Source organism: Paenibacillus sp. WC2504 (assembly GCF_052682475.1).
On sequence record NZ_JBQZFH010000001.1, the window covers coordinates 1,690,123 to 1,714,362 of the forward strand.

General features: G+C 40.7%; 24 protein-coding genes and 4 pseudogenes. 14 read left to right on the forward strand and 14 right to left on the reverse strand.

Annotation, left to right across the window (positions count from 1 at the left end; all coding sequences use genetic code 11):
• Positions 1 to 120 precede the first annotated feature (120 nt).
• Complete coding sequence (locus ACUN27_RS07640) at positions 121 to 633, forward strand: Rrf2 family transcriptional regulator (protein WP_445558650.1); 513 nt, start codon at positions 121 to 123, stop codon at positions 631 to 633.
• Positions 634 to 1,911: 1,278 nt separating this feature from the next.
• Here the strand turns inward: ACUN27_RS07640 and ACUN27_RS07645 are convergent.
• Together ACUN27_RS07645 and ACUN27_RS07650 are read right to left on the reverse strand one after the other, a co-directional pair.
• A complete protein-coding gene (locus tag ACUN27_RS07645; protein WP_445558651.1) occupies positions 1,912 to 2,541 on the reverse strand; it encodes a Ger(x)C family spore germination C-terminal domain-containing protein in 630 nt (209 codons plus the stop codon).
• Positions 2,468 to 2,707 (reverse strand): hypothetical protein, encoded by a 240-nt coding sequence (locus ACUN27_RS07650; protein WP_445558652.1) that lies wholly within the window; start codon positions 2,705 to 2,707, stop codon positions 2,468 to 2,470. The genes ACUN27_RS07645 and ACUN27_RS07650 overlap by 74 nt, the downstream gene beginning before the upstream one ends.
• Positions 2,708 to 2,746: 39 nt before the next feature.
• Between ACUN27_RS07650 and ACUN27_RS07655 the strand changes: the two genes are divergently transcribed.
• Entirely contained in the window at positions 2,747 to 3,037 is a 291-nt protein-coding gene (locus tag ACUN27_RS07655) for an ArsR/SmtB family transcription factor (RefSeq protein WP_445558653.1), read from the forward strand.
• 169 nt (positions 3,038 to 3,206) lie between these two features.
• Complete coding sequence (locus ACUN27_RS07660; protein ID WP_445558654.1) at positions 3,207 to 3,569, forward strand: RrF2 family transcriptional regulator; 363 nt, start codon at positions 3,207 to 3,209, stop codon at positions 3,567 to 3,569.
• A gap of 126 nt (positions 3,570 to 3,695) precedes the next feature.
• Here the strand turns inward: ACUN27_RS07660 and ACUN27_RS07665 are convergent, their stop codons facing one another.
• Together ACUN27_RS07665 and ACUN27_RS07670 are read right to left on the reverse strand one after the other, a co-directional pair.
• Positions 3,696 to 4,628, reverse strand: a complete 933-nt coding sequence (locus ACUN27_RS07665; protein WP_445558655.1) for a hypothetical protein — start codon at positions 4,626 to 4,628, stop codon at positions 3,696 to 3,698.
• A 92-nt stretch (positions 4,629 to 4,720) separates the two neighbouring features.
• Positions 4,721 to 5,053, reverse strand: a complete 333-nt coding sequence (locus ACUN27_RS07670) for a thioredoxin family protein (RefSeq protein WP_445558656.1) — start codon at positions 5,051 to 5,053, stop codon at positions 4,721 to 4,723.
• Positions 5,054 to 5,218: 165 nt separating this feature from the next.
• Here ACUN27_RS07670 and ACUN27_RS07675 point away from each other — a divergent pair, with 165 nt between their 5' ends.
• Positions 5,219 to 5,644 (forward strand): Lrp/AsnC family transcriptional regulator, encoded by a 426-nt coding sequence (locus ACUN27_RS07675; protein ID WP_445558657.1) that lies wholly within the window; start codon positions 5,219 to 5,221, stop codon positions 5,642 to 5,644.
• Between the two features lie 407 nt (positions 5,645 to 6,051).
• Here the strand turns inward: ACUN27_RS07675 and ACUN27_RS07680 are convergent, their stop codons facing one another.
• A complete protein-coding gene (locus ACUN27_RS07680) occupies positions 6,052 to 6,339 on the reverse strand; it encodes a LysR family transcriptional regulator substrate-binding protein (RefSeq protein WP_445558658.1) in 288 nt (95 codons plus the stop codon).
• Positions 6,340 to 6,391: 52 nt separating this feature from the next.
• Positions 6,392 to 6,487, reverse strand: a pseudogene (locus ACUN27_RS07685) (LysR family transcriptional regulator); the annotation flags it as partial.
• A 738-nt stretch (positions 6,488 to 7,225) separates the two neighbouring features.
• Here ACUN27_RS07685 and ACUN27_RS07690 point away from each other — a divergent pair.
• From ACUN27_RS07690 to ACUN27_RS07700, 3 genes and pseudogenes are all read left to right on the forward strand, one after another.
• Positions 7,226 to 8,410: an MFS transporter gene (locus tag ACUN27_RS07690; RefSeq protein WP_445558659.1), complete on the forward strand. Its 1,185-nt coding sequence runs from the start codon at positions 7,226 to 7,228 to the stop codon at positions 8,408 to 8,410.
• Between the two features lie 16 nt (positions 8,411 to 8,426).
• Positions 8,427 to 8,688 (forward strand): annotated as a pseudogene (locus tag ACUN27_RS07695) (transposase family protein); the annotation flags it as partial.
• 254 nt (positions 8,689 to 8,942) lie between these two features.
• Positions 8,943 to 9,547: pseudogene (locus ACUN27_RS07700) on the forward strand (NAD(P)H-dependent oxidoreductase).
• Positions 9,548 to 10,001: 454 nt separating this feature from the next.
• Here ACUN27_RS07700 and ACUN27_RS07705 read toward each other — a convergent pair.
• Positions 10,002 to 10,490 (reverse strand): alpha/beta fold hydrolase, encoded by a 489-nt coding sequence (locus tag ACUN27_RS07705; protein ID WP_445558660.1) that lies wholly within the window; start codon positions 10,488 to 10,490, stop codon positions 10,002 to 10,004.
• A 179-nt stretch (positions 10,491 to 10,669) separates the two neighbouring features.
• Between ACUN27_RS07705 and ACUN27_RS07710 the strand changes: the two genes are divergently transcribed.
• The 4 genes from ACUN27_RS07710 (at position 10,670) to ACUN27_RS07725 (ending at position 15,707) form a co-directional block, all read left to right on the forward strand.
• Positions 10,670 to 11,482, forward strand: a complete 813-nt coding sequence (locus ACUN27_RS07710) for an MOSC domain-containing protein (RefSeq protein ID WP_445558661.1) — start codon at positions 10,670 to 10,672, stop codon at positions 11,480 to 11,482.
• Positions 11,483 to 12,076: 594 nt separating this feature from the next.
• Positions 12,077 to 13,528: a spore germination protein gene (locus ACUN27_RS07715; protein WP_445558662.1), complete on the forward strand. Its 1,452-nt coding sequence runs from the start codon at positions 12,077 to 12,079 to the stop codon at positions 13,526 to 13,528.
• Positions 13,529 to 13,545: 17 nt separating this feature from the next.
• Positions 13,546 to 14,634 (forward strand): GerAB/ArcD/ProY family transporter, encoded by a 1,089-nt coding sequence (locus tag ACUN27_RS07720; RefSeq protein ID WP_445558663.1) that lies wholly within the window; start codon positions 13,546 to 13,548, stop codon positions 14,632 to 14,634.
• A complete protein-coding gene (locus ACUN27_RS07725; protein WP_445558664.1) occupies positions 14,631 to 15,707 on the forward strand; it encodes a Ger(x)C family spore germination protein in 1,077 nt (358 codons plus the stop codon). Before ACUN27_RS07720 ends, ACUN27_RS07725 begins: the two co-directional genes overlap by 4 nt.
• Before the next feature lie 109 nt (positions 15,708 to 15,816).
• Here ACUN27_RS07725 and ACUN27_RS07730 read toward each other — a convergent pair whose 3' ends face one another.
• Positions 15,817 to 16,296: a DUF3231 family protein gene (locus ACUN27_RS07730; protein WP_445558665.1), complete on the reverse strand. Its 480-nt coding sequence runs from the start codon at positions 16,294 to 16,296 to the stop codon at positions 15,817 to 15,819.
• 20 nt (positions 16,297 to 16,316) lie between these two features.
• Between ACUN27_RS07730 and ACUN27_RS07735 the strand changes: the two genes are divergently transcribed.
• The gene (locus ACUN27_RS07735) at positions 16,317 to 16,442 is read left to right on the forward strand and encodes a hypothetical protein (RefSeq protein ID WP_445558666.1); all 126 of its coding nucleotides are present in this window, start codon (positions 16,317 to 16,319) and stop codon (positions 16,440 to 16,442) included.
• A 151-nt stretch (positions 16,443 to 16,593) separates the two neighbouring features.
• On the forward strand, positions 16,594 to 17,055 hold the full coding sequence (locus ACUN27_RS07740; protein ID WP_445560602.1) for a CBO0543 family protein: 462 nt from the start codon (positions 16,594 to 16,596) through the stop codon (positions 17,053 to 17,055).
• Positions 17,056 to 17,413: 358 nt separating this feature from the next.
• Here ACUN27_RS07740 and ACUN27_RS07745 read toward each other — a convergent pair whose 3' ends face one another.
• From ACUN27_RS07745 to ACUN27_RS07755, 3 genes and pseudogenes are all read right to left on the reverse strand, one after another.
• A complete protein-coding gene (locus ACUN27_RS07745) occupies positions 17,414 to 18,679 on the reverse strand; it encodes an IS110 family transposase (RefSeq protein ID WP_127458674.1) in 1,266 nt (421 codons plus the stop codon).
• A 791-nt stretch (positions 18,680 to 19,470) separates the two neighbouring features.
• Positions 19,471 to 19,827 carry a YmaF family protein gene (locus ACUN27_RS07750; RefSeq protein WP_238169963.1) on the reverse strand — a complete coding sequence of 119 codons (357 nt, stop codon included), beginning with the start codon at positions 19,825 to 19,827 and terminating at the stop codon, positions 19,471 to 19,473.
• Between the two features lie 648 nt (positions 19,828 to 20,475).
• Positions 20,476 to 21,380, reverse strand: a pseudogene (locus tag ACUN27_RS07755) (AraC family transcriptional regulator N-terminal domain-containing protein).
• A 204-nt stretch (positions 21,381 to 21,584) separates the two neighbouring features.
• On the opposite strand from ACUN27_RS07755, the gene ACUN27_RS07760 reads away from it, so the two are divergent.
• Positions 21,585 to 22,310 carry an SDR family NAD(P)-dependent oxidoreductase gene (locus tag ACUN27_RS07760; RefSeq protein ID WP_445558667.1) on the forward strand — a complete coding sequence of 242 codons (726 nt, stop codon included), beginning with the start codon at positions 21,585 to 21,587 and terminating at the stop codon, positions 22,308 to 22,310.
• A gap of 74 nt (positions 22,311 to 22,384) precedes the next feature.
• Here ACUN27_RS07760 and ACUN27_RS07765 read toward each other — a convergent pair whose 3' ends face one another.
• The 3 genes from ACUN27_RS07765 to ACUN27_RS07775 all read right to left on the reverse strand — a co-directional run bounded on the left by ACUN27_RS07765 (position 22,385) and on the right by ACUN27_RS07775 (position 24,192).
• Positions 22,385 to 23,551 carry an iron-containing alcohol dehydrogenase gene (locus ACUN27_RS07765; protein WP_445558668.1) on the reverse strand — a complete coding sequence of 389 codons (1,167 nt, stop codon included), beginning with the start codon at positions 23,549 to 23,551 and terminating at the stop codon, positions 22,385 to 22,387.
• Between the two features lie 5 nt (positions 23,552 to 23,556).
• Entirely contained in the window at positions 23,557 to 23,778 is a 222-nt protein-coding gene (locus ACUN27_RS07770; RefSeq protein ID WP_445558669.1) for a hypothetical protein, read from the reverse strand.
• 114 nt (positions 23,779 to 23,892) lie between these two features.
• Entirely contained in the window at positions 23,893 to 24,192 is a 300-nt protein-coding gene (locus tag ACUN27_RS07775) for an ArsR/SmtB family transcription factor (protein WP_445558670.1), read from the reverse strand.
• Positions 24,193 to 24,240 lie beyond the last annotated feature (48 nt).

Consider the following 24,240-nt stretch of genomic DNA (forward strand, 5'->3'; position numbering starts at 1 on the left):
ATAATATACAACAATGAAAATACCAAGTCAAATCTTTTTTATACAGCCTGCAGTTGACAACTAACGCGGATATCATTAGATTTATAAGTATTTACCCATCCTAAAATGGGAGGAGTTATTATGCAGTATAGTGTCGGAGTTGAATATGCACTGCATTGTCTAGTTTACTTAATTCCAAACGAATCAAAGATTGGTATCAAGGAACTTGCGTTTTTTCAAGGCATACCGGAGACCTACTTATCCAAAATATTTACAAAGCTTGCTAAGGCGGGTATTATCTCGTCGGTTCCTGGCGTCAAAGGCGGATTTAAGCTAGCACGGGATCCGGACGAAATTTCTTTCTGGGATGTGGTCGAGGCCGTGGAGGGCAAAGAGCCCATTTTCCAGTGCCAGAACATCAAGGATAAGGGTTATCTGTATCGCAATCGCGACTGTTCAGACTGTACAGTTTCGACGAGCTCATGCTCAATTAATTTAGTTATGCTCGAAGCAGAAGAGGCTATGCAAAATATTTTGCGCAGTAAGAAATTGTCCTGGCTCGAGGAGGAATTGGATCGTGTATTACCTGCGCAGACACGCAAGGATACACGGGCCTTTTTTGCAAAGGACGATTCTATAAAGGAAAGCGATTAAACGTGAGGAAATTGGGATCGTGACGAGCTCTGAGTTGCATTAAAAATTGCGAATCAAAACTCGGGTACCACAAGCCACATAAAGTAAAACCCAAGATAGTATTCCTCTAAATAAAATTTTGATCAAAGCCATCCACGCGATTTATCCAATACCGAATCAGAAATTTCCCTTTGCCGCGCTAAGCAACAAAGGACAGCGCCCAAATTAAGGTCGCTGTCCTTTGTTTTTATAGTGCTTCTTCAGAAATAATCTTTGAAATAACTCGCGTCCATTAAGCTGGTTTTTTGCTCGCAACACCACCATGCTAACTCGAAAATCACTTCCGGCAGTTTACAGAATAGAAGTAGGGAAGGTTTGATTAATACAGTGATATTAATTGAGCACGCTGTTCAAAGCTCGGAGGTACAAAGAACTATATATTATGGCTGATGCTGATATAGCCGAACAAACCAAGAAACGGTTTATTGAACTGTATCTTCCGGGTGAGCGGATTTAGCGTTTCTAGATAATCGGCTTTTAAGGAATCGTTTTAACTCTTGTATCCTATGATTAAAGAATTACAGAAATATAACTCACGAAAAGTTATCGAGTTTTTTACAAGCTTAATGATAGTTATAGGAATAACCAGATTAGGGGGAATGGCGTTTAAGCACTGACAATCACCAGGAAGCTACGCCAAATTAAGTAATCAGTCTAATACTTTATTTTTCGATTTTCGATCATAATGTTTTTTGTAGATCAGTTCAATCTAAACCTTATTTTTCAAAATCTGACGATATTTCAAAAAACGCGTGGAATTAACAACTTCAGTCTAATACTTTATTTTATTCTAACAATTGTTCTATTTTTATATATAAAATACAACGCGTTCATAATTGTGACTCGAGATAATCGAAATGCATATATTATTGTTGTTGCCTAAGTGGCTGACATCCTACTCCCTTGAGAAACAGACATTCTACTCCAACATCAGACCTAATAATTTGATGTCTTATAGTTTGTCTAAACGGCGTGCGCGATCCGCTCTCCAAGCAGCGCTATGGAGGCAGCCATGTCAATTCACTGCAGAACCTCCATGACTCAGGTTTGTCCGGAGCGCTTGTTACCGGTGGCCGGGTCATCACACTGCAGGCGCTCAAGGCTCCGGTTAGCCGGCGTGCGTGATCCGCTGCCGTGCTTATGCTACTTGAAATAGTTGAGTAGATGATGTAGCCTCTTTGGAATAACCGTCATTTCTCAAGCAGCTTTCCAACCGGTTTATAAATGAACGACACCATTTCATTTTTTCTGCTTCACCTCTTGTTTGGGCAAAGTTGCCTTTTCCGACACATTGCCAGAATGTAATATTTTAGCTTTTGCCTCGACATAAACCGGAATATTGGGAAAAATTTCATCCCAACGATCTTTAGCCGTTTTCCATTCCTTTGGATATTTCCGGCGAAACACATACGCGAAATCGAAAATGTCCGCATTCAACTGTTTTTGCGGACGGACAAGAGCTGCACGAATTCGTTTTTCAATATCCGAAGCTAATTGTACCTCCAAGTTCTTGGTCAGTTCAGGGTTGTTCAAGTTCAGGTTCGTCGTATTTTGTATGACATCGTCATCTGTTTCGAACTTGACGGTGACGCTCCACTGGTCTCCTTCGATTCGAGGAATCAACTGTGTTCGGGTTCGCAACAATTGAAATGAGATATGCCCTCGGCCTTTGGCTTCCTCGGGCATTATCGTAACGGTTGCTGTTTCGATCTCATCTCTTAGCCACAGCAATCCCCTCGTGATCCTATCGTTTATCCATCCGACCATTTTATCTTTCTTTAAGATAGCGGATCCGTTAATAAACGCAATGGTTTTCTTCGAATCTGTTTCCGGTTCCGGAGGCAATATTTTGAGCGGAGGCTCCGGCATCGCCACTCAACATTTGAGCCAAATCTTTGAGCGTCACTTTTAATCCAGTATGCGACTTTGCCATTTCCCGCAGCGTTTCCGCCGAGGTACGTTCAAGCGGCGGGAGCAGCGCCAGAACGTCTTTGGCCTTCCCTTTGCAAATAAAGAATATGGTGGTTTTTATCAAAAAGGTTGATATTCATCGATCTTATAGTACAATACTTTTATGACTACTCTAAAAGTATTAAATGATGATGACAGAGAGAGAATTTTTAAAGCATTAGCTGATGCAACAAGATTGCAAATCATAAGAAGTCTATACGCGAGTATGAAGGAGATGAGTTGTGGCGAAGTGGGCGACATTCAGGGGATTTCAAAATCGAATAATTCGTATCATTTACGTACTTTAAGGGAGGCGAAATTGATCAAGGTACGAAAATTAGCTCAAACGAGGTATATGAGCATTGATATAGAGACCTTTGAAACTTACTTACCAGGATTTCTGGATACGTTGTAGAAATAAATTCTTTTTTTGTTCAGTAGTTCAAAAATGGTTGAACTACTGAACAAATAGAAAAGCATGAATAAGGTGAAACATTAATTAAAAGAGTATTAGTGCTAACTGACTACAGTGGCGGCAAAAAATACAAGTTAATGCAAAAATATAGCGTTAAAAGGTGATCAAAATGATCAGATTGAATGTAAGGAAAAATATAGATCATAGCAGACTTATGGCTGCCGTTCATGTTATTGTATGGTTGGCAAAAAGTGAATGCTTAATGACAAGCTCCAGTATCTCTAGTTTGGTAAAGGACCACTCCGCTGTAGTTCGCCGAATCATGCAAGCTTTGACGAAAGCAGGCATCTTTGAATCAAAAGTAGGCCGAGACGGAGGATATTTCTTACTGAAGCCTGCAGACGAAATAACACTTGAGGACGTGTACTCCGCAATAAATACTTGTTTCGTAGAACAAGAGACAGAACTAGATTCTGGCAAACCAGACGACGATTACGGTTGCTTCATGGATAAAAACGGTCAGAACAACTAAGTGATTCCCGGTAATGCTGCGATAAGAATTAGAATTGCTGTATCGGCCGATAGGGAAAAAAACGGGGTTTCCACAAGAAAGCGCCGGTTTTCTTAATCCAAATTCATTTAGGGTAGAGTGGAATGACTACATGTTATTAAGCATTTGAATTGCCTTTGTCCTTCGCTTCATTTCAAATTTCTTATACGCCAACACCGAAGCTAACAGGAATACAGATGCAACCAATGAAACTAACGGTAACATCGGAACAATATCTTTTGGGAAAACAAACGGTAGCAGTGTAAAGCCGTACACTGCTGGGATGCGCATGCCCACAATTCGCAACAGAATAAGCATCAAAATCATATCTAACAGCGTTACTACTATCCAGGAATCAATAGAGATGTACAACAGCGTTCCGACAGTCGCAGATATTGTCAATACAAGCCCTTGCTTAAAAGCAATCTTGCCGTTATACATCGGTTTCTGAAGTGACTCATACACAACAACGAGAATAGGCGGTATAACTGAGAGTTGTGGGTATCCAACAAGCCAGCATAAACCCATCCACACGAAAGTCAGCACTAAGAAAACGAGCATATATTTGTAATGTATCTTAACTTTCTTCTCAAGTCCTGTATTTAATCCAAATACGAGAACACCGAGCATTAATATAAAGGTTTCAATGAAAACCGATATAATAAATGACCATTCGTTTGCATTCACAACCAACGGTAGTAAACCCGTTGCAATGGACGGTGCTAAGTTCGATTGAATGATACGCATAAATAGCATCAAGAGTACGATGGTCAGGCTGACTTTTCCTAGATAAGGAATATTGAAATGATTCACCACGAAACCGATGGCAGCAGTGATAGACGGTGCAAGAAAAATCTTAGAAGGTTGCCTGATCCATCCTGCTTCTCGGTACACCCACATAGCTACCGCCATTGCAGCAGCTTCTGGCAGAATAAGTCGGTGATCTTTCAACATTACCGCAGCTGTAATCATCGAGATAATAAATATAAAAGCAATGATATATGAAATAATTGTTACTTTCTTTGAAACAGCTGAATTCATATCTTACACTCCTTCATTTTATTGGTATTTTTGTGTAGCTGCTCATGCTTTCGACTTTCACGATGAAAGGATTTTGGAAGATTAGGATACTTTCAACAAGTATCCCCTATAGATGTATATAGCTTTATTTTTTGGATTAATGTGTCCTGACTTTGAATACCTTCTAATTTCTCTACACGATATCCGTCTTTGAATATGATCAAAGTTGGGATACTTGTTACACCGTACTCAGATTCCAACTGCTTTTCAATATGGACATTCACCCTTGCGATTATAGCTTGATGCTTAAATTTTTCCACCAATTCGTCAATGATCGACAATTGCAGCTCACAGTGTTCACACGAAGGTGCCCAGAACTCGACCAATGTCAATCCCTGATCAATATACTCTTGAATATTGCTTTTTGTTAATGAGATAACTTCCATGTAACAAACCTCCTTTTTATGCCTCTTAAATTCGTATTTGTATACCTGCTCGACAAGTAGGTGTAAGAGGATATAACTAAGTATAGCGACGAATATTAATAAACAGAATAAGTTGATGAAACGGTTTTCTGCTTCCAAGTTTCATGATGAAAGGACTAAATAATTATGATTGATAATGTGGATCTCAAGATACTGGCATTATTAAGGGAAAACTCAAGGATACAATGGAAGGATATTGGTAAAGAAATACACATGACTGGGCAGGCTGTGGGAAATCGCATTCGAAGGTTAGAGGATTTGGGCATCATTGAACAGTATACGATTGCGACAAATAAGACGAAACTTGGACAGCCTGTGACTGCATTTATTACTGTTTTTGTGGATTCAGTCAATCATCCAGCATTTCATACGTTTTTCAATATGGAAGAAGCGATTTCCGAAGTACACCGGGTCAGTGGGGATGGATGCTCCTTTTTGTTAACCGCACACGCTGCCTCAAATGAAGAAATGGAATTACTTCTTGACCGCATCATAAAATATGGCCACTATCGTGTTAACTTATCAATTGGAAAGTTAAAGTCCTTAAAGTGAGACAGTGGGAAAAGAGACCATGTTAGAAAAGAAACCGAAAAGCAATCTCTACTCAAATGAAGTGAAGAAGGAAGCATAAGTTGTAGAATAACTCAAAAGTTATCAATCGTAGGTTTACGATAAGTTTACGGTGCGATAAATCAATGAGAATTTATTTGAACTTAGAGCAAAATCGCAGGAAGCATTCTAAAGTACATGGAAATCGCACAAGGATTGAAAATCCTAAAAAACGTTCGAGATAAAGAGCACTGGAGGATAATTTCGGACTGCTCTTTGTTGATTTCGAGAATTCAGTTCTTGTAGTTCCCTTTGATTTCTGTTTGGAATGTAACTAGCGGACAATTTTTATTCATTTTCATCCTCAGTGATACAGTGCAGGACTCTTGGCTGTATGATTGACTAACGGGTTACGATACTTCAATGAAAAAGCAGACAGCCGCGCTGTCTGCTTTTTCATTGAAGTATCGAGGAAGAATAATTGATAGAGAAGGATTCGTAATGCGAATCATACTTAAATCTTGATGAGGGTACATCTCTAAAAGTGTTTTGGACAAAATGGATACTCCTGCACCTGATCGGACCAGCATCAACAAGGATCTAATGGTTGTGGTCTCAATTTTTGGTTTTAAATCAAAGCCGAGGCTTGAACATGCAGAATCGATCATCTTACGACAACGATGAGTGCTTGGGAACATAATAACGGGTTCTTTCTTTACCTCTTCAAAAGAAATGGTTTTGTGGTCAGCAAAGGGTGGGCTGCGTAATTCCTAACCTCTCAGCTGCACGGGTAATATGAAGCTCCTCGCATATCGCTTTAAAACACTCCAGTTGTCTGAACTGCATGGGAACCCCCTCCTTTTACGCGTACTACGTCTTCTATTTATTGTAGGTTAAGAAAATTAATTTATCAATAGAGTGATTTTTATTGAAACGATAGAAGAATTCTATTAATCTGCGGAATCAAAACGGGTCGCACAATAAGTATCATTTAAATTTTCGATGGTTCCTATTCAAATTAAGATATTGATCTATTAATCCTTTTTCACTACAATACCTACATGTAATCAAGAAAGGAGGATAGAACATATGAGATCAGGAGGTAGAACTAAAATTCTTCATAATTTAGCAAGCTGGATTTTGAACAAGGAGTTTTTCTGTTTCTCAGGGGTTAAATTATCATGTCCAAAATGCTTGTTATCAATGCTCACCCACAAGTAGAATCGCAACAATCAATTAGTTTGCTCGTACTGAACCACTTCTTAAGAGTATATAATCAGCCAAATCTAAAGGAAACCGTGGAGCAAATCATTTGTACGAGGAATAGATTCCCCTAGTGGACTGTGCTGTATTAAGCGCCAGAGATAAGCTTCGGAGGAAAGAGCCACTTACTTATACTGAGCGGCAAGTTTCAGATCAAGGAAACAAGATTCTAAAGCAGTTCAATGATTAGTTAAATGATGAGGACAGGGTCTGAAACTTACTTACCCGGATTTCTGGATACGTTATAGAAAGAAATTCTTTTTTTTGTTCATTAGTTCAATAATAATTGAACTAATGAAATAACTACAAGGGGTGAATAACATGAATAAATTAACAGCTTTATTTTTCGTCATCATGTTTCTTATCGGTACGGATACATTTATAATTTCTCCGCTTATCCCCACTCTTCAGGAATTGTTTCACATCCGGACGGAATATGCCGGATGGATGGTGGGAGCCTACGCTTTAGGTTATGCCATATTTGCACTTATTGCCGGTCCGCTTTCAGATGGGTGGGATCGTAAAAAAGTAATGCTTTTTGGGATGTTTTGCTTCTCGATTTCAACCATCTTATGCGGCTTTGCCTTTAATTTTTGGTCGATGTTTTTATTCCGTGCTTTGGCCGGATTCGGCGCAGCGTTTACAACTCCTCAAATCTGGGCCTCCATCCCGACTTTGTTTCCTGCGCAGAAGGTCGCCAAAGTATTCGGAATTGTAATGGCGGGCTTGGCTTCTGCCCAAGCGTTCGGCATACCTATTGGAGGTTTGCTTGCTGCAACCCATTGGTCATATCCTTTCTATACAATCGGCGCATGTTCGCTTCTGGCGACGGTATTTATCCTTTACACTATGCCCGCAATGAAACCGAATCAAGACCAAAGAACCAAGATGCCAATCTTTAATAGATATGTCCTGCTATTGAACAGCCGAATGGCGAGAAGATCTTTCCTGGCTCATTTCTTGTTCCAATGCGGATTCATGGCTGCTTTTGCTTTCATTGGAAAATGGATGACAGACCGCTTTGAGCTTTCGGTCGATCACGTGGGGTTCGTGATGTTTTTTCTGGGTCTTGGGAATATGGTGGGGAGCATCGGCGGTGTTTATGTGATCAAAATATTGGGTCGTTTCAACACACTGGTTCTTGGCTTTGTTGTCTCCATTGCATGTTTTCTAGTTTTACCTCACTTGTCGTCGGTTTCGGCTTTCGAAGGTGCATACTTTTTCATATTCGCTAACATGGGAATATCATTTCCGCTAATCATGGGACTTCTGACTTCATTAAATCCGACGATCCGTGGCACGATCACAAGTATGGCCAATTCAGCCATGTACGCTGCGACAACACTTGGTTCTTGGATAGCAGGCTTGCTTTATGCGACTTTTAACGGTTTTACCGCCGTTGGCCTATTTGCGGCTCTATGCATTGTCGGTTCGTTGTTAGCTTTTTTTTCAAGTGGCATTTTGCCTGCTCAGGAGAAAACAAAGAAGGAGCTTGTAGAATCATAAATGCATAGAAACTCAAATGGATATTCTTAATCTTCCAAAATTCAACATCCTAAGTATTCGTGAGAATGAATTTGATTTTCTAATACAGGTGGTGACGAACTCTCCACCTAACATGTGCTCATTGCGGATACCTAACGAACCTCTACAAGCACGATAACAGGGAACAGATTTGTATGGACTTGCCTATTAACGGCAAGCGTGTAGGGCTTCTAATAAAGCGTCAGAGGTATCGCTGTAGAGACTGCAATCGAACCTTTTGGGAACGCTTAGACCATACCGCTATTCGTTCGAAGCTCTATGAGCCAAAATTCTCTTTACAGAGGAGCTTGCAAAGCAACGTAAGCCATAGTATCAGTGGCGGACCGATACCTTACGTAGTGGAAGAAAACTTCCCAATGTGCAAAATGCCCGACGTTACTCGTGAACCGGAAGAAACAACTCTGCTTGGTATTGATATTTTCACCTTAATTGAGAAATTGGAGAAGGGCAAATTATAAGCCCTTATGATTATATAATGTCCAAAATGCTAGTTATGAATGCCCACCCCCAAGTGGAGTCTCAACAATCCATTAGTTTGCTCGTACTGAATCACTTCCTGAGCATATATAAGCTGCTAAATCCAACGGAAACCTGTAGAGCAAGTCAACCTGTACGACGACAGATTCCACTTGTGGACCATACGGTATTAAGCGCCAGTGATAAACTTCGGAAGGGAGAGCCCCTTACTGATGACGAACAGCAAGTCACGGATCGAAGGAACGAGATTCTAAAACAGTTCAAAGATTCGACTAAATCTGTCATTGCTATGCCACTGTACAATTTTAACATTCCTTCTAAAAGGATTATATGGATACGATTATTATTCTACGCGAGACGTATAAATTTACCGAGAACGGCTCGGTCGGATTGTTATACGACGGCCGCTGCATGCTCGTTATTCAAGGGAGCGGCTCCGTCTATACGAATGACGATTGGTATACGGAAGTTGAATATTCGCACAAGTACCTTAAATCTATGCTTAATTTTCTAGGGATCGAGGATTATCAAATCATTAGGGCTCAAGGGACGGCCATCTTAAAATGGGAGGGGTTCTGGACAAAGCGTACCATGAAGCGGAGGAAGCGGCCCGACGTTTGACTGCCGTCAACCATTAGGTTACCGATTAAGATAACGCCGGCGAAGGGTTCAATCCCCCGCGCCGGCGTTTTTCATCATAACAAGCGAATTATGGCCTAGTGTTAAGGGAGGCTTTGTTTGTGTGTGTGGAGGAGGTGTGATTTTTCATTTAATTGCAGGCTATAAAAATGTATAAAACATGCTCACTCTTCAACCAAAAACAAAAAAGGAGCTGCTGTAAGGAACTCCTGAATGAAAAAGTAAATTGACATAAACTTGTTCCCATAACTATGGTCCTGGTGCTCCCGTGTTCACGAATTGCCGTTCCCTTGCGAGTCATGGTACGAAGCTACTCACTTTTAACCAATATTGAGCAGAATGTTACATAGTTGTTCTGGAGTTGAATAGAACGGCGAATGGTCTGAATCCAACGTGAATACTTCCTTGCAGGGAGATGCGGCTTGCATTTGCCTCTTCATGTCGATTGGTATGGCATTATCTCGAAGGCCTTCAATGTAGTAACGAGGGACTTGACCAAAATTTTTTGCGTCAGGCACACCGGTGTCACAAATGGATTCGTGGCTTGCACTTGTAACCGAGATACTGCCCCGACTAATTCCTCATCTAGGCAATTGTTGTAGAACGTATCCTTTGCTTTGTCTGCGGGAACGTTAATTGTGCTCCCACCTTCAAAGACCCGCATATTGGGATTAGGCGGAAACACGAGCATATTTTGACCATTCTGTAATAGAAATGCGGTTAAATAAACGAGCGATTTAATTCGATTTGGACGGTACTCGGCTGCTTGCGATACAACAATCCCGCCCATGCTGTGCCCGACTAGAATAACCTCTTGATCAAGTCCATCAATAGCAGCTACCACACGATTTACATATGGTACAAAAGGATATGTGCTGAAAAAAGACATAGACGGTGAGCTACCAAAATCACCCGAGGAAGCCATTGCGAAACAGAACAGAACAGTAGATCGATTTATTTCATCTATTAATAAGATCGAAAAAAAGGCATTGATATATGTCTTGAATAAAATTAAAGTTAAGAAAACAAAGTATGCAGGTTCAGATATAGTGGAATGATTAGTGTGAAATGGGGAGAATTATCAGTTTTAAGGAGATGTTACATATGAGTCAACCTATTGTAGTATCGTTGTGGAGATATCCCGTTAAATCCATGATGGGCGAAGAATTAAATGCAACCGATATCACAGAAAAAGGAGTTGTTGGAGATCGTAAGTTTGCGTTAATTGATACATCAACAGGTAAACTAGCGAATGCCAAGAATCCCTTAAAATGGCCGAACATGTTCGATTATCGGGCTGCCTATGTTGAACCGCCACAAGATCCAGCGAAGCTTCCTGTGGTTAGAATCACTTTTCCCGATGGCAGTTGGGGTGTGACAACAGATGGGGACTTAAATCAAAGGCTGACGGACGAACTTTCCAGGCCGGTCAAAATAGCCACGCTTTCGTCTGAAACTGATGATGTCCAATTTGAGGGATATATACCTGACATTGAAGGGCTAAACAATCGGAATACCATTTTTACACGCAGTTCTCCGGAAGGAACTTTCTATGATATTGATATCATTCACTTATTAACAACGGCAAGTCTAAACAAATTGAGGGAGCTTGTTCCGGAAAGCCGGATTGAGGTTAAACGCTTCAGGACCAATATTGTAATCGATGTACCGGATGAAGAAGGATTTGTTGAAAACAGTTGGATTGGCAAAGAGATACGAATAGGCGATGAAGTTGTGCTTCAAGTTACGCAACCTTGTATCAGATGCATAATGACAACCTTGTCTCAAGGAGATCTGCCTAATGATCCATCAGTCTTGCGGGCAGCAGTCAAGCATAATAAGGGAGCCATGGGAGTTTATGCGAAGGTGATCCAAACAGGTCGAATTCGTCGTGGAGATAAAATCGTAATTGAATAGAATAGCCATTCATGGTATCGGTATAATGCATAGATAAGCTATTAAATAAAAAAGTCCAATGGCTAAAGTCAATTAGCTCATTGGACTTTTTTGCGTTAGAATTATTCCTGATGAAGCAGCTTTGTTTTCTTATCGGAAGCCTCGTAAGCGGACAGTATAGAAGATAATAATCCGGGGAAGATGTATCTTATAGGCGGATTTATCATGATTTTAACTCTTGTAATCTATTACTTATTCCATCATCGGAGGCAGACAAATGGAAAGACTTCAATCTGAAATGTAGTTTAGTTTTTGCACTGCAATTTAAGCCGTAGGAAAAGACCAACAGATGTTGGTCTTTTTTTGTAGTCCAAGTTCATTCGATGTACTGATGTGACTTATTCGCTGAAATGTTCTTATGCTGATATCAACAAACAATTTATCAATATCCTACGGAATCGCGGCACGGAATTGAGAGCGGTGTTCATGGATGAATCTAGATCGGCGCCGTCCTTTGTGAAGTAATGTAGAGAAATCATAATAGTCCGTATAGTTGTCCGCTGCAAGAGAGAAAATAAATCGAATTTAAAAATCAGGAAAGAATTGTGATTAATAATGAATTCAGTACCTCAAGTATGGAAAGAGCTTGATGAATCATCCGATTTTTTATATTTCTACCACAAAACCAACACGGAGCCTTTTTTCATTGGCTATTTTAAATCACTTACTGAGTCAAAGGTCTTGCACGAACATATCCTTGGTACCTTGAGTAAAGAATCGGATGTTTCTTTGGATGATTTGTACAAGTTGATCCCGGTTGGCGAAAAAGAAATGTCCTCCGATTGGAATTACATTCGAAATAAATTATTGCGTGGATATGTAGCCATACAACATGGTCTTCAAAATACTAATTGCCTATTGATCAATGCCGTTTTATCAAAGGGCCGCAACGTAACTAAACCCGAAATCGAATTTAACGTGGAAGGACCGAAAGAAGCCTTTGTTGAATCGCTGGACACCAATCTTAACCTGATCCGCAAGCGAGTTCCCATTCCCAAGTTAAGAATAAAAGAGATCATTTTAGGTAGTGTGTCCGAGTCGAGAGTGGCCATTTGTTACATGGATGGAATTACGAATGAACAATATATAAATACATGTATCCAGCGTTTAGAGAACTTACAATTCGATATGGTGTCAGATATAACCCTGATTCAACAAATGATAGAAGATAACTCAAACTCCATCTTTCCTCAGTTGCTGGGGACCGAAAGGACGGATCGCGTTGCTTGGAGCTTAACACTGGGTCAGGTTTGTATTTTGGTTGACGGGTCCCCGACTGCGATTCTAGGACCTGTTACCTTGGGATTATTTTTCACCTCCTATGAAGATTATTTTCTGCCATGGATCATCGGCTCTATCATTCGATTGATCCGCATTATTTCTGTTGTGTTTTCCGTCTTGGCCTCATCCGTATATGTTGCTGTTATGACATATCACGGCCATGGTATTTCAAATATTTTTTTGCCCACGATTATTTCCTCCAGGATAAATGTACCTTTTCCTCCTGTTGTGGAAGTGCTCATTATGGAGCTTGTCATTGAACTATTACGGGAAGCAGGTGCTAGATTACCTACCAAAATCGGACAAACAATCGGTATTGTTGGTGGTATCGTACTCGGTACCGCGGCTGTTGAAGCCGCTCTCACTAGCAACTTTTTGTTAATCATTGTGGCGTTGTCGGCTTTGGCTTCTTTCACAACTCCCGTTTATCGCATGAGTACAACAATACGTATTCTTCGGTTTCCGTTTATTATCGCAGCACAAGTATGGGGGTTATTAGGTATATTCATTTGTGCCCTTGCCGTTATTACCCATTTGTTGCGATTGACTTCTCTCGGGATGCCTTTCCTAGTTCCTTTTTATCCTTTTCGGATTTCAAACCTGTACGATACGGTAATACGTCCTCCATTTTCAAAATTTCATCATCGACCAGGTTTTTTCAGAACGAAAAATTCAGTAAGATTCGATAAGAGAAATGCAAACTTAAAAAAGGACATCGACGAATGATTAGGGAGTGAAAATAGTTGAATTCAACAGTTAATGAAAGGTATACCGTATCACCCTATCTGATTTTCGTTGTGATTCAATCGATGCAGTTCGGGTTAGGATTTCTGTCCATGGCGGTCAAGCCTATCCAATTGGCCGGCCAAGATGTCTGGGTTTCCGTCCTCCTTTGCGCAATCATTATACATGTCGTCATATATATGATTTATCGAATTCTCAACCATAATGAGGCGGACCTTATACATATCCATCAACAGTTTTTCGGAAAATGGGCGGGCGGTGGTCTTAATCTTATCTTTATCGGATATTTCCTGCTGAATTCAACTTATCAAATTCGGCTTTTTATTGAAATTATACAAGTATGGATATTTCCTGATATGAAAACTTGGCCGCTGGCTTTAGTTTTACTCTTGCTAACGTATTACATGGTTGCAGGAGGATTTCGAGTTATCGTTGGCATTTGTTTGCTTAGCTTACTAAACAATATTCTTTTTGTATCTGCACTTTTTACGGTACCATTTTTTCATATCAACAATTTATTGCCCATAATGGATCATTCGCCAAGCGATATCATCAAAGCATCAAAGGAATTGACCTTTTCTTATATGGGCGTGGAGATGATATTTTTTTGTTACTCTTTCATCAAAACACCAAAAAAGTCTCAAAGGTGGGCACATTGGGGAAATATAACCATAACAATACTCTATCTTGTCGAAATCTTCATTCAATTGTTACTGTTCAAATCTGAGCAATTATCAACAGAAATTTGGCCGGCATTATCGAAATATAAATTTATTCAATTTCCTTTCATTGAACGTTTTGAATTTATCGGCGCATCTGCAACGATATTACGGTTATTTCCTATCGTATGCTTATGTCTTTGGGCTTCAAGCCGAATGATGAAGTTAATGTTCACTATAAAACAATTGACAGTCCTGCCGATATTTTTGATTCTGATTTTCACTGCCGTATGTTTGATTCCAGATCGAAACAGTATTGAAGTTGTTCAATCGTGGTTATCAAAGATCGGATTATGCATGATTTATGTGTATATCCCATTTATGTACATACTCGATATAGTCAGAATGAAAGTGAGAAGAACGGTATGAGTCGGGTTTTATTCGGACTATTGACTGCCTGCTTATTGTTAACAGGATGTGTGAAACAACAAATTTTGGATAGAATAAATCTTTTTATTGTCTCCGCATTCGATGAAACAACAAAGAATCAAATTGAAATTACGTTAGCGGTGCCCAAGTTTCAATCCGGAAAACCCGGTTTTGTTGCAACTGATTTGTTCTCAAAAGTGGGTCATACAAGCTTAGGTATCAGAGAATTAATGAGTATGCAGTTAGATAGGCCCCTGAATCCAGGGAAACTTTCTGTGGTTTTGTATGGAAAAGATATGGCAGCAAATGGGCTGGCAAATGAATTGGATGTGTTTTTGCGCAATGCTTTTTTTTCGCGCAGAATGTACTTGGCCGTTGTCGATGGAAGCGCAAAGAAACTGTTGGAAGAAAACTTCAGTTCAAAGGAAGAAAAAGGGATGTTTTTGTACAATTTACTCCATACAACTACACGTAAGGGGCTTCTTCCAAGCCAAAATCTTCACGAATTCGAATATTCCCTTATAGGTAAAGGAATGGACCCGTTTTTGCCGCTCCTTAAATTGCAAAACGGTCAAGTAATGATTTCGGGTACAGCCTTATTTAAAAATGATAAGTATGTAGTATCCCTCAATGAAAAACAGTCGCGGCTCATGAAACTTCTTCTTACTAATATGAATCACGGTACCCTTGAGGTAAAGCTTGACGATGAGTCTTACCTTGCAGTGGAGAACATCGGGTCAAAAGTGAGTTATCGAATTAATCAAGATTCGAAAAGTCCAAATGTGATGATCAACCTTGTCTTAAACGCTAAAATTAGAGATGCAAGGGAGGCTCGTCTTTCAAAACAAGAGCTCCAAAGAGTCAAAGATAGTTTAGAAAATGATCTTCACACAACCGGATTGGATCTAATAAAGTTGTTAAAAAAAGAAGGGATCGATCCACTCGGATTAGGGGATTTTGTAAGGAGTAAAACACGAAATTGGAACGAAGAAGAATGGAAAAAAGTTTATCCAACGATGAACGTGGGTTTGGATGTTAAGGTGAATCTGACGGAAACGGGGATCAAAAAATAGAGGACCCTCGATGAAAGTACAAAAAAACACTAAGTTTCCAAGTATTATCATTGGCAATTTAGTGTTTTTTATATTCTAAGACATACGGCGCTTTATCATATAACAGCCATTATAGATTAGGATAAAAATCACTGCTCCTGATCATGAGTCTATTCCCCTTACCTTCGCTTTGCTCGATACACCCTGGAAGGTGGCAAAAGGATGAGTTGACAATAGTTGCTTTACCCATATTTTGACTACATGCTACTAAACTTAAAGATGTATCAGCGCCTACCATCGCACTAATTTCTTGATCAGAGAATTTTACACCAACAGGGATATCTTCTAATTTAGTTTCGGGTCTTTCAGGTAAGGCAGGGGAAGGGACGATGCCATTATTTATTAAAATGGTATCACATTCGCTTATTTCAAGCTCTGCTTGGTTGATAATGTCATCAATTATTTTCTTGAGGTCTCTATCACCAGCGTGGTATTGATAAGCGCGATTGGCAGAAAGGCAACCTTTTGCCGCAGCAGAAAATGCCCATAAGTCATAAATCTCACCATAATGTAATGGTTCTACTTTCTGATTACCACTTAATATACCCATAGTTACATCTCCTGTTATTTATGACGAATCAAAAAAAGAGTATAGAATCAGCAAAGCAAAAAAATCAAAAACCCAATCAAAATAGTAATAAAAAAAGTAGCAGCAATAATGGTATTGATGATGCAAACATTAATTCTGGTGGTTAAAAAATAATTAAACAACTTCGTAGCCTCAACAAACAACCTCACTTCAAATAAAGTGAGGTTGTTCTGTATTGTTTTTCAAATCTAGTAACAAGAGTTTTTTGTCGCGGATGGATAAACTAACCTTCATGATACTTAGTTAAGGGTGGATTATGTGCTCAATAGGGATGAATTGCTTGATGAAATCGTACATGTTCATCTAGCTGATAAAAAAAGGCTTATAGACATCGTTTTGTTCGGCGATATAATGAGTTTTCTCATCTTTCTTTTAGACCACATAGGTTGTGAATTAAATCTGTGGGTATACCCACATAAACTATTTCCAGTTATACCTGAGTCTTCAGCCTTTGATTTGGGAATACTGCCTGCATTACATATGTTACTATTTCAGTTTTTTACAAAGTGGCGTTCGTATTTAATTGCAAATATACTGATGGCAACAGTTTTCGCATTTCTATGCGAACCGATTAGTGTTTGGATTGGATTGTACAAAACACTACATTGGAGATACATATATTCATTCCCACTTTATATTTTAAAAGCATTAATAATAAAATGGATCTTTGAAATAGTACAGAGAAAACAAAATTCATTAACCTCCCTCGGTATGATTTAATTTCCTCACGCAAGCTCGTCTATTCGCAGGATTTCATCCTTTAGGTTTCGATGCTGAATGAAAGGAGCGAGATATATTTAGGGTGTTTCGTTAAAAGGGCATGCGGGAATAGAAGTGGAGTTGAATCACCCAGTTCATTCCAATTACTGCACGTATTCTCCACGGTGCCCTTAGCGATTTTCACTCCCATGTCTCGACGGGTCAATAGCCCTTTCATTCCTTCGTCACATCTATCTAAGGGGTGGAGGTCGGTCTTTCTAACGGAATGGGTCGGAGCCCTTTTGTTTAACGTATCCCGATACTCCGTGCTTTCTTTGTCTCCTGCGAATACGCCAACTTGCGTGAGATAAGGTTTATGTTAAGCTGCTAATGCAAAGATTTTATCGGGTTTGTATGCGACATCACTACGAGCCATTCCTACTAAGAGTCGAGCTAGCTTACCACATAGCTTCATGATAGACTTCATCTTTTTAAGCTTTTTCACCTGAACATTGTAGTGATGTAAGGCTTTAAATTCTTGGTTACTCATGACCATGCACATCGTAATTAAATAGAGAAAGTGACGTAGCCGTGGACGGCCTCGTTTACTGAGCTTCAGTTGTCCCTTCCATTTACCCGAGCTTGCTTCGGTTATATTAAGTCCTGCATGACGGAGTAGAGCGTTCCCGTGCGCATAACCTCGAAGATCTCCAGACTCTCCTAAAACACCAGCTAGAGCAATTGCACTTATTCCAGTAATGGCAAGGATTTTGCCTGAGTAGGGGATACGTTCAACAACGTCTTTGGCTTCTTTTTCGATCCTCTGCAGTTGTTTAGTGGCTAAGTCGTGCTCCTCTAGGAGCTGCTCTAGATGGAGCTTGTAAGCATGTGTTGCCTGCCTAGATCCAACCGTTTTCTTGGCCAGATCGATGAGTAGATGAGCTCTACGCACACCTGAATGCCGTTTCATTGATTTCTGCCATCCTTTAATGACATCGTCAGGACTTAGTTTACATAGCTCAGCTGGGAGCGGAAATAGCCGAAGGGTTAACAGTGCACCTTTGCAAGTTAAGATCTTAAAAACTTGTCTCAGTTCAGGAAAGACAATGTCGACCCAGCGGTGGATCTGGTTAACGGCACTTACGAGTCTTTTAACGACCGTTTCTCGGTTAGCCATAAGCACTCGTAGCTCCTCGTATTCGGAAGAATGGAAGCGGACAGGGGAGTAGTAGCCGTTTTTCACCATGTCGGCAATAACTAAAGCATCTTTTTTGTCGCTTTTAGAGCGTGTGTTGTCGCGGTTTTCTTTATTCTTTTTAACTAGATGAGGATTAACAAGTACGGCTTCAATGGCTTTGTTTTTGAGCCACCCGGCAAGGCTTAGCCAGTAATGGCCAGTCGGTTCCATACCAACGATGACTTGAGATAATTTAAATGAAGCTAGCAAGTCGCGAATCCAACGGTCGAGGGACTTGAAACCATCCTCGTCGTTACTAAACACTAAAGGATTACCAAGAGCGACACCTCGAAAGTTAACCGCTCTGGCAACGTGGGCCTCCTGAGCAATGTCTACACCAACAACAATATGATGAAAGGTAATGTTTTCAATGAGTTGATTTTGCTTATCTTGTGATTTAAACTTCATAGTAGAGCGTCCTCCTGGATGATGGAATTAAAGGGCTTTTGACCCGTTGCGTACTTCCATCGTACCGAGGCGCTCGTTTTTTTACAAAGCTGAAATTTATCCATCTACAGGAATCTAACGAAGAACTTTAGCTAAATAAACGACCAAAACAGGGCTGCCGATGTTTTATGTATTGGTGTCAGTCTAAAACTCATTTAACGAAGTAATTGTTTTTTATTAACAGGGAGTATTTTTGTGTGTGCCGAAAATAAAGTTTTAGAATGAAAACAGTTCCTGAAATAGCCCACGTAAAGATGGAGGATAAAAAATGAGTCAAAGAGAACAATCAATTCCATCTTGATTAACATTTGGGATTTATCCGCTAAGTGTGGCAGGTACGCCTTCAGGCTTGGCTGTCGGACCGCAAGATAACTACAAAAAGATTCAATTGGCGCTCCGAGACCTTCGAGGCGAGACAAAAAAGCTACTGCCAAGAAACTATCTCATTTATACGATGGAATGGGAATCACATTCACAACGAATGCGGTGAGATAAGCCTGTATTCACATGCGAAATAGAGCCCGGTATTTGGCTATGTCTATACCGTGGAACCTTTTCATTTAAGCATTCTTGTGTTCAATGTTTGGCCTATCTTTTGCATTTCGATTCAATCTTTACCACCTCTATGTACAAATGAATGGTCCATTTTAAACTCCTCCAATATGTTAGTTTTTCTATTTAATAAGGGCTGCCGATCAATTCGCGGCAGCCCTGTTGTGTTGTTAACTTAAAGTACCAATATCATTTGTTCCTTAAACAAGAGGTGCTTGAATCAATGTAGCGAAGTTAAATTGGTGAACATGACCATCATTTAGTGTAGTTTGGCCTGTAACAAAATGTACATGTTTACCATTTCCTACTGAAATAGCCGGTCCCGTTCTAATTTTTTTCAGATTATGAAAATGGTTTAAGAAATCGGTTTTCGAGAGATCAATTTCATGGACATGACTATTTCCCATACGAATCGCTTGTCCTGTAACACCTGCAAAGCGATGGTTGTGGCGGTCTGCGCCTTGTTCGGCCAGTTTCGTACTACCTTCAAACTCATGAACGTGCCTCTGCACTAGGGCTGTTGTTTTCATTTTTATTTTAGGTTTTTTCTTCTGCATCGTTTACATTGCCTCCTTATGAGTATGTTGACTTCACAACATCCTATTAAGGCATATCTATATAAGTGCTAGGCAATCATAAACGTTCTTCAAATTATTTTTGTTAATATGTTGTATCATATATCTAAAAGCCGAATAACTAATGAAGAACGGAAAACCGAAAAATTGGCTAGTTGGGAGTTTAATTATTTTGGTGTGGATAGTTACTATCTTATGGAATTCTTTTACCACTTATCGTTATTTGTTCAAATAACGCAGAACATTTTGTTGAATAAACATAATTAGAGAAGCTGCCGTTACGATTGGCGGCTTCATTACGTTAACGGGATAGTTTGGAAGCAATGGGATACAAAAAATGATACATTATTGAAAGAGTAAACGAAGTTTGTGAAAATGTCGGAGTATGCTATGTCTGTAAAACAATTAAAAGAGGTGTCTCCTTACGGAATACATACTATCTGTCGGTTATGCACTTCTGCCATCTCGCGGTATGCTGGAGACTTTCACTCCTTAGTCGTCGCGCTGCCAAGCGCACAAAAGTCCTTCCGTAGAGGAAGGACTTTTGTGTTGTCAGCTATTTTCCCCAACGTATCCGGGTACGGAAAACGCCGCAAAAACAAGCTTCGGTCGAACGTGGATTCGGGGGGCTTAACCCTCCAACGTTCTTAACCGCTTAATGTCTTGGATCGGCGAGAGGCCGAACATTCTGGCATACTCGCGGCTAAATTGGGAAGGGCTTTCGTAGCCGACCTGAAAGGCGACATCCGCGGCGCTCGAGATTCGGATAACAACAAACTTCGAGCCGCCTGCAGCCGCAGCTGTTTTTGGAACTGAATCGTCGTCATCGCGGTAACCCCTTTAAAATGCCGATGCAGTGTGGGAATGCTCATATTCGCTTGCTCGGCAAGGTCCTCGATACGAATTGATTGTTTGTAGTGCTCCTTGATATAATCGATAACCGCTTTGATTCGAATTGCACCGCCTCCTTCAACGGCCAATTGCTCCAGCGTTCCCCCGTGTTTCCCTTGAAGCACGCGATACAAAATTTCCTTGATCAACAACGGTGCGAGCAACGAAATATCCGTAGGAGTATCCAGCAACTGCGTTAAGCGCGTCACGGCATCTAACAGCGGCGCATCTACCTCGTTAATGAAAATTCCTCGATTCACTTGTTCATGGTGAGAAGGACGTATCCCGGATTCTTTCATGACCTGCAGCACTTGCTCCGGCGTGAATTCGAGTTTCAGCGCTAAATAAGGTGCTTCCAGCGAAGCTTCGGTGATTTGGCTAATTACAGGCAATTGCACGGAGGCCACCAAGTATTCGGCGGGACCGTAACTGTATCGTTCCCGTGCAAGCAAAACTTCCTTCCGTCCTTGAAAGACGAAACAAATGGAACGGGAGTGAACCCCATGCTTAGGCTCGGTCACCTCATTTTCGAGAAAGAAAAAAAGCGAAGGAACAAGAGTCGGGTGGACTCCGATCCCGGCTTCCGTAAACCTTTCGATTTTGCGAGCAAGCGTCTCCTGATATTCGTGCGTTTGTTGGGCCATATTTTTCTCCTGTAGGGTTCATTTAAAACTCATAATATTATACAAAGCACCCGTACGCAAACGGACATGATAGGATTAGGCAATGTTTTGAGACGATCGTGATATCCCATGCCGCTTTAGTTGTTGCATAATGAAAAAGCACGAGATGAGCCAAAATAATAAGTGATGATGAACCAAAATATAAAACGATTGGGGAGATACAGCATGGTAACACCACAAGCGCCGATCGGCTCCGGTTTCGGACCTTTTTCAACCGCAGACGAAGTGATTAGAGGCATTGATTTGACAGGAAAGAACGTGATCGTGACCGGCGGATACTCGGGCATCGGCTTGGAAACCGTAATCGCGTTTCGGTCTGCCGGCGCCAAGGTCATCGTACCCGCCCGCGATATCGCGAAAGCGAAGAAAAGTCTTGCCGACATGCCGGATGTCTTGATTGACGTCATGGATTTGCTGAATCCAGCGTCGATCGATGCCTTTGCTGAGAGATTTCTTAGCCGATTTGATAAGCTTCATATCCTTGTCAACAACGCAGGCATCATGGCGACACCGTTGAATAGAGATGCGCGAGGGTACGAATCGCAATTTTCAGCCAAACATCTCGGCCACTTTCAGCTTGTTTGCGCCCTATGGCCGGCACTCGTTCGCGCGGAAGGGGCCCGCGTCGTTGCACTCACTTCGTTCGCTCATCGTCGCGCGGGAATCGACTTCGATGATCCGAATTTCGAGAGACGGCCGTATAATTCTTTTACTGCGTATAGTCAATCGAAAACGGCGAACGCGCTGTTCGCCGTCGCGCTCGACTCTATCGGCAAAGCTTATGGCGTTCGCGCGTTCTCGGCCCATCCGGGCGTTATCGCAACGGATTTAGTGCGTCATATGACGAAAGCCGAAATCGAAACACCCGATAAGCGCTCTTTCATTAAATAAAGAACTCTTTTGAGTCTTCTGCCTTCTTACTTTACAATCCTTTTTCTTAATAGAAACATCCACCATTTAGTATATTATAAAGAATTTCTCAAAATCTTTCTGACATCTTCTTTAGTTAGAGGAACATAGCTACCTATTTGATCGGCAAGCATAGCCCTTTCCGTCATCAGTTCAATTTCCTTGTCATCGATTCCATAGTCCGACAACTTCGTAGGCGCTCCGATGGATGTCCAGAATTTCTTGAGGGATTGAATCGCTTCTGCTGCCAATTGAGCATCTGTTTTTCCTGTCGGGTCCAAATCAAATACACGAACACCCAGCTGCGCGACTTTCTCCGGACGTACGGCCGCGACATGTTCCATCCAACGCGGGGCAATAATCGCGATTCCCCCGCCATGTGGGATGTCATGGACAGCTGATACAGCATGTTCGATGAGATGCGTCGACCAATCCGGACTAACGCCCATTCCAGTTAGTCCGTTTAAGGCCAATGTTCCATTTAATAACATGACTTCGCGATGTTCGTAATTGTTCAAATCATTCACGAGCTTAGGCGCCGTCTCGATGACGGTACGAAGAATTGCTTCACCGATTCTTTCCTGAAGAGGTGCATTGCTCGAACCATGAAAATACTGTTCAAAAACATGGGACATAATATCAACGCTGCCGTATACCGTTTGATCCCGAGGTACGGTGAATGTAAGCTCTGGATCTAGAATACTGAATTTTGGAAGCACATGACTGGAATTAAAGAATGCTTTCGTATTCGTTTCCCAGTTCGTAATGACGGAATTTCCGTTCATTTCTGATCCAGTTCCCGCTATCGTTATAACCGTGCCAATCGGTACGGAATTAGAAGGGGCGTTCACCTTACTAGTCACGATATCCCACACATCACCGTCATATGGCACGCCCGCGGCAATCGCTTTAGCACAATCAATGACGCTACCGCCGCCGACCGCAAGAATAAAATCAAGCATATTTTCTCTGATAAAGGTAATTCCTTTTTGGACGGTTGTTAGTCGTGGATTCGGTTCAACTCCTCCTAGCTCAACGACAAAAGCTTCGATTTCCTTTAGTTCACTGATAACTTTATCGTAAAGCCCATTTTTTGTTATACTTCCGCCCCCGTATACTAGCAAGACACGTTTGCCGTAAGCAGGAATTTCATTTTTCAGGCTGCTTACATGGCCTTTTCCAAACAATAGCTTAGTTGGATTTTTAAATTCAAAGTTCTGCATTTTTGTTATCCCTCTTTTATTTTAATTTTTATTTTCTTATCGCCATAAACATAAGCCACGTTAGTAGGCGAAATTTTGTCGAGCATTTTGTAAACCAGAAACCTGAAAGCAACCAATTCATTAGAAAGCATGGCACTCAAAAACGTGTGCCAGCTGCTTAGCATAATGACATTTTTTGAGACGCCAGTCACAATTTTATGCACATCACTCCTTAAATAAATATTCATATATTACAAATTGTCGATATAAATAATTAAAAAAATTTAGATTTTGCGAATTGTCAATATGATAGTTCTAGAGAAACTGAATTCCAAGAATGAATTCAGTCTTCTGTATAATTGCTATTTCTGAAGGAACCGACCGATATCATTAATCGCATCTTCATTTCTTTTGTAGTAGGTCCACTTCCCTAAGCGTGTAGCATGAACCAGTCCTGCTCTTTGAAGCATGGAGAGGTATTGCGAAGCCGTAGATTGATTCATATTTAATTTTTCAGTGATTTGACTCACACATACCCCAACTGTAATAAGGTCAGCCCCTTCCTGGGGTGAAAAATGAGTTGTTGGATCTTTCAACCATTCTAAAATTTGAACACGCGCTTCATTGGAAAGTGCCTTGAAAATCTCAATTGTGTTGGTCATGTTGACTATTATATATTATATTTTTGCAATATGTCAAATTGTTAATTT

Coding starts and splice junctions, on each gene's coding strand:
- ACUN27_RS07725 (WP_445558664.1), top strand. CDS start 14,631: ATGAGTCGGGTTTTATTCGGACTATTGACTGCCTGCTTATTGTTAACA.
- ACUN27_RS07670 (WP_445558656.1), bottom strand. CDS start 5,053: ATGGAAGTTATCTCATTAACAAAAAGCAATATTCAAGAGTATATTGAT.
- ACUN27_RS07715 (WP_445558662.1), top strand. CDS start 12,077: ATGAATTCAGTACCTCAAGTATGGAAAGAGCTTGATGAATCATCCGAT.
- ACUN27_RS07675 (WP_445558657.1), top strand. CDS start 5,219: ATGATTGATAATGTGGATCTCAAGATACTGGCATTATTAAGGGAAAAC.
- ACUN27_RS07775 (WP_445558670.1), bottom strand. CDS start 24,192: ATGACCAACACAATTGAGATTTTCAAGGCACTTTCCAATGAAGCGCGT.
- ACUN27_RS07750 (WP_238169963.1), bottom strand. CDS start 19,827: ATGCAGAAGAAAAAACCTAAAATAAAAATGAAAACAACAGCCCTAGTG.
- ACUN27_RS07765 (WP_445558668.1), bottom strand. CDS start 23,551: ATGCAGAACTTTGAATTTAAAAATCCAACTAAGCTATTGTTTGGAAAA.
- ACUN27_RS07680 (WP_445558658.1), bottom strand. CDS start 6,339: ATGTTCCCAAGCACTCATCGTTGTCGTAAGATGATCGATTCTGCATGT.
- ACUN27_RS07710 (WP_445558661.1), top strand. CDS start 10,670: ATGAGTCAACCTATTGTAGTATCGTTGTGGAGATATCCCGTTAAATCC.
- ACUN27_RS07640 (WP_445558650.1), top strand. CDS start 121: ATGCAGTATAGTGTCGGAGTTGAATATGCACTGCATTGTCTAGTTTAC.
- ACUN27_RS07645 (WP_445558651.1), bottom strand. CDS start 2,541: ATGCCGGAGCCTCCGCTCAAAATATTGCCTCCGGAACCGGAAACAGAT.
- ACUN27_RS07735 (WP_445558666.1), top strand. CDS start 16,317: ATGACGAATCAAAAAAAGAGTATAGAATCAGCAAAGCAAAAAAATCAA.
- ACUN27_RS07660 (WP_445558654.1), top strand. CDS start 3,207: ATGATCAGATTGAATGTAAGGAAAAATATAGATCATAGCAGACTTATG.
- ACUN27_RS07690 (WP_445558659.1), top strand. CDS start 7,226: ATGAATAAATTAACAGCTTTATTTTTCGTCATCATGTTTCTTATCGGT.
- ACUN27_RS07705 (WP_445558660.1), bottom strand. CDS start 10,490: ATGGCTTCCTCGGGTGATTTTGGTAGCTCACCGTCTATGTCTTTTTTC.
- ACUN27_RS07745 (WP_127458674.1), bottom strand. CDS start 18,679: ATGAAGTTTAAATCACAAGATAAGCAAAATCAACTCATTGAAAACATT.
- ACUN27_RS07655 (WP_445558653.1), top strand. CDS start 2,747: ATGACTACTCTAAAAGTATTAAATGATGATGACAGAGAGAGAATTTTT.
- ACUN27_RS07730 (WP_445558665.1), bottom strand. CDS start 16,296: ATGGGTATATTAAGTGGTAATCAGAAAGTAGAACCATTACATTATGGT.
- ACUN27_RS07760 (WP_445558667.1), top strand. CDS start 21,585: ATGGTAACACCACAAGCGCCGATCGGCTCCGGTTTCGGACCTTTTTCA.
- ACUN27_RS07665 (WP_445558655.1), bottom strand. CDS start 4,628: ATGAATTCAGCTGTTTCAAAGAAAGTAACAATTATTTCATATATCATT.
- ACUN27_RS07770 (WP_445558669.1), bottom strand. CDS start 23,778: ATGAATATTTATTTAAGGAGTGATGTGCATAAAATTGTGACTGGCGTC.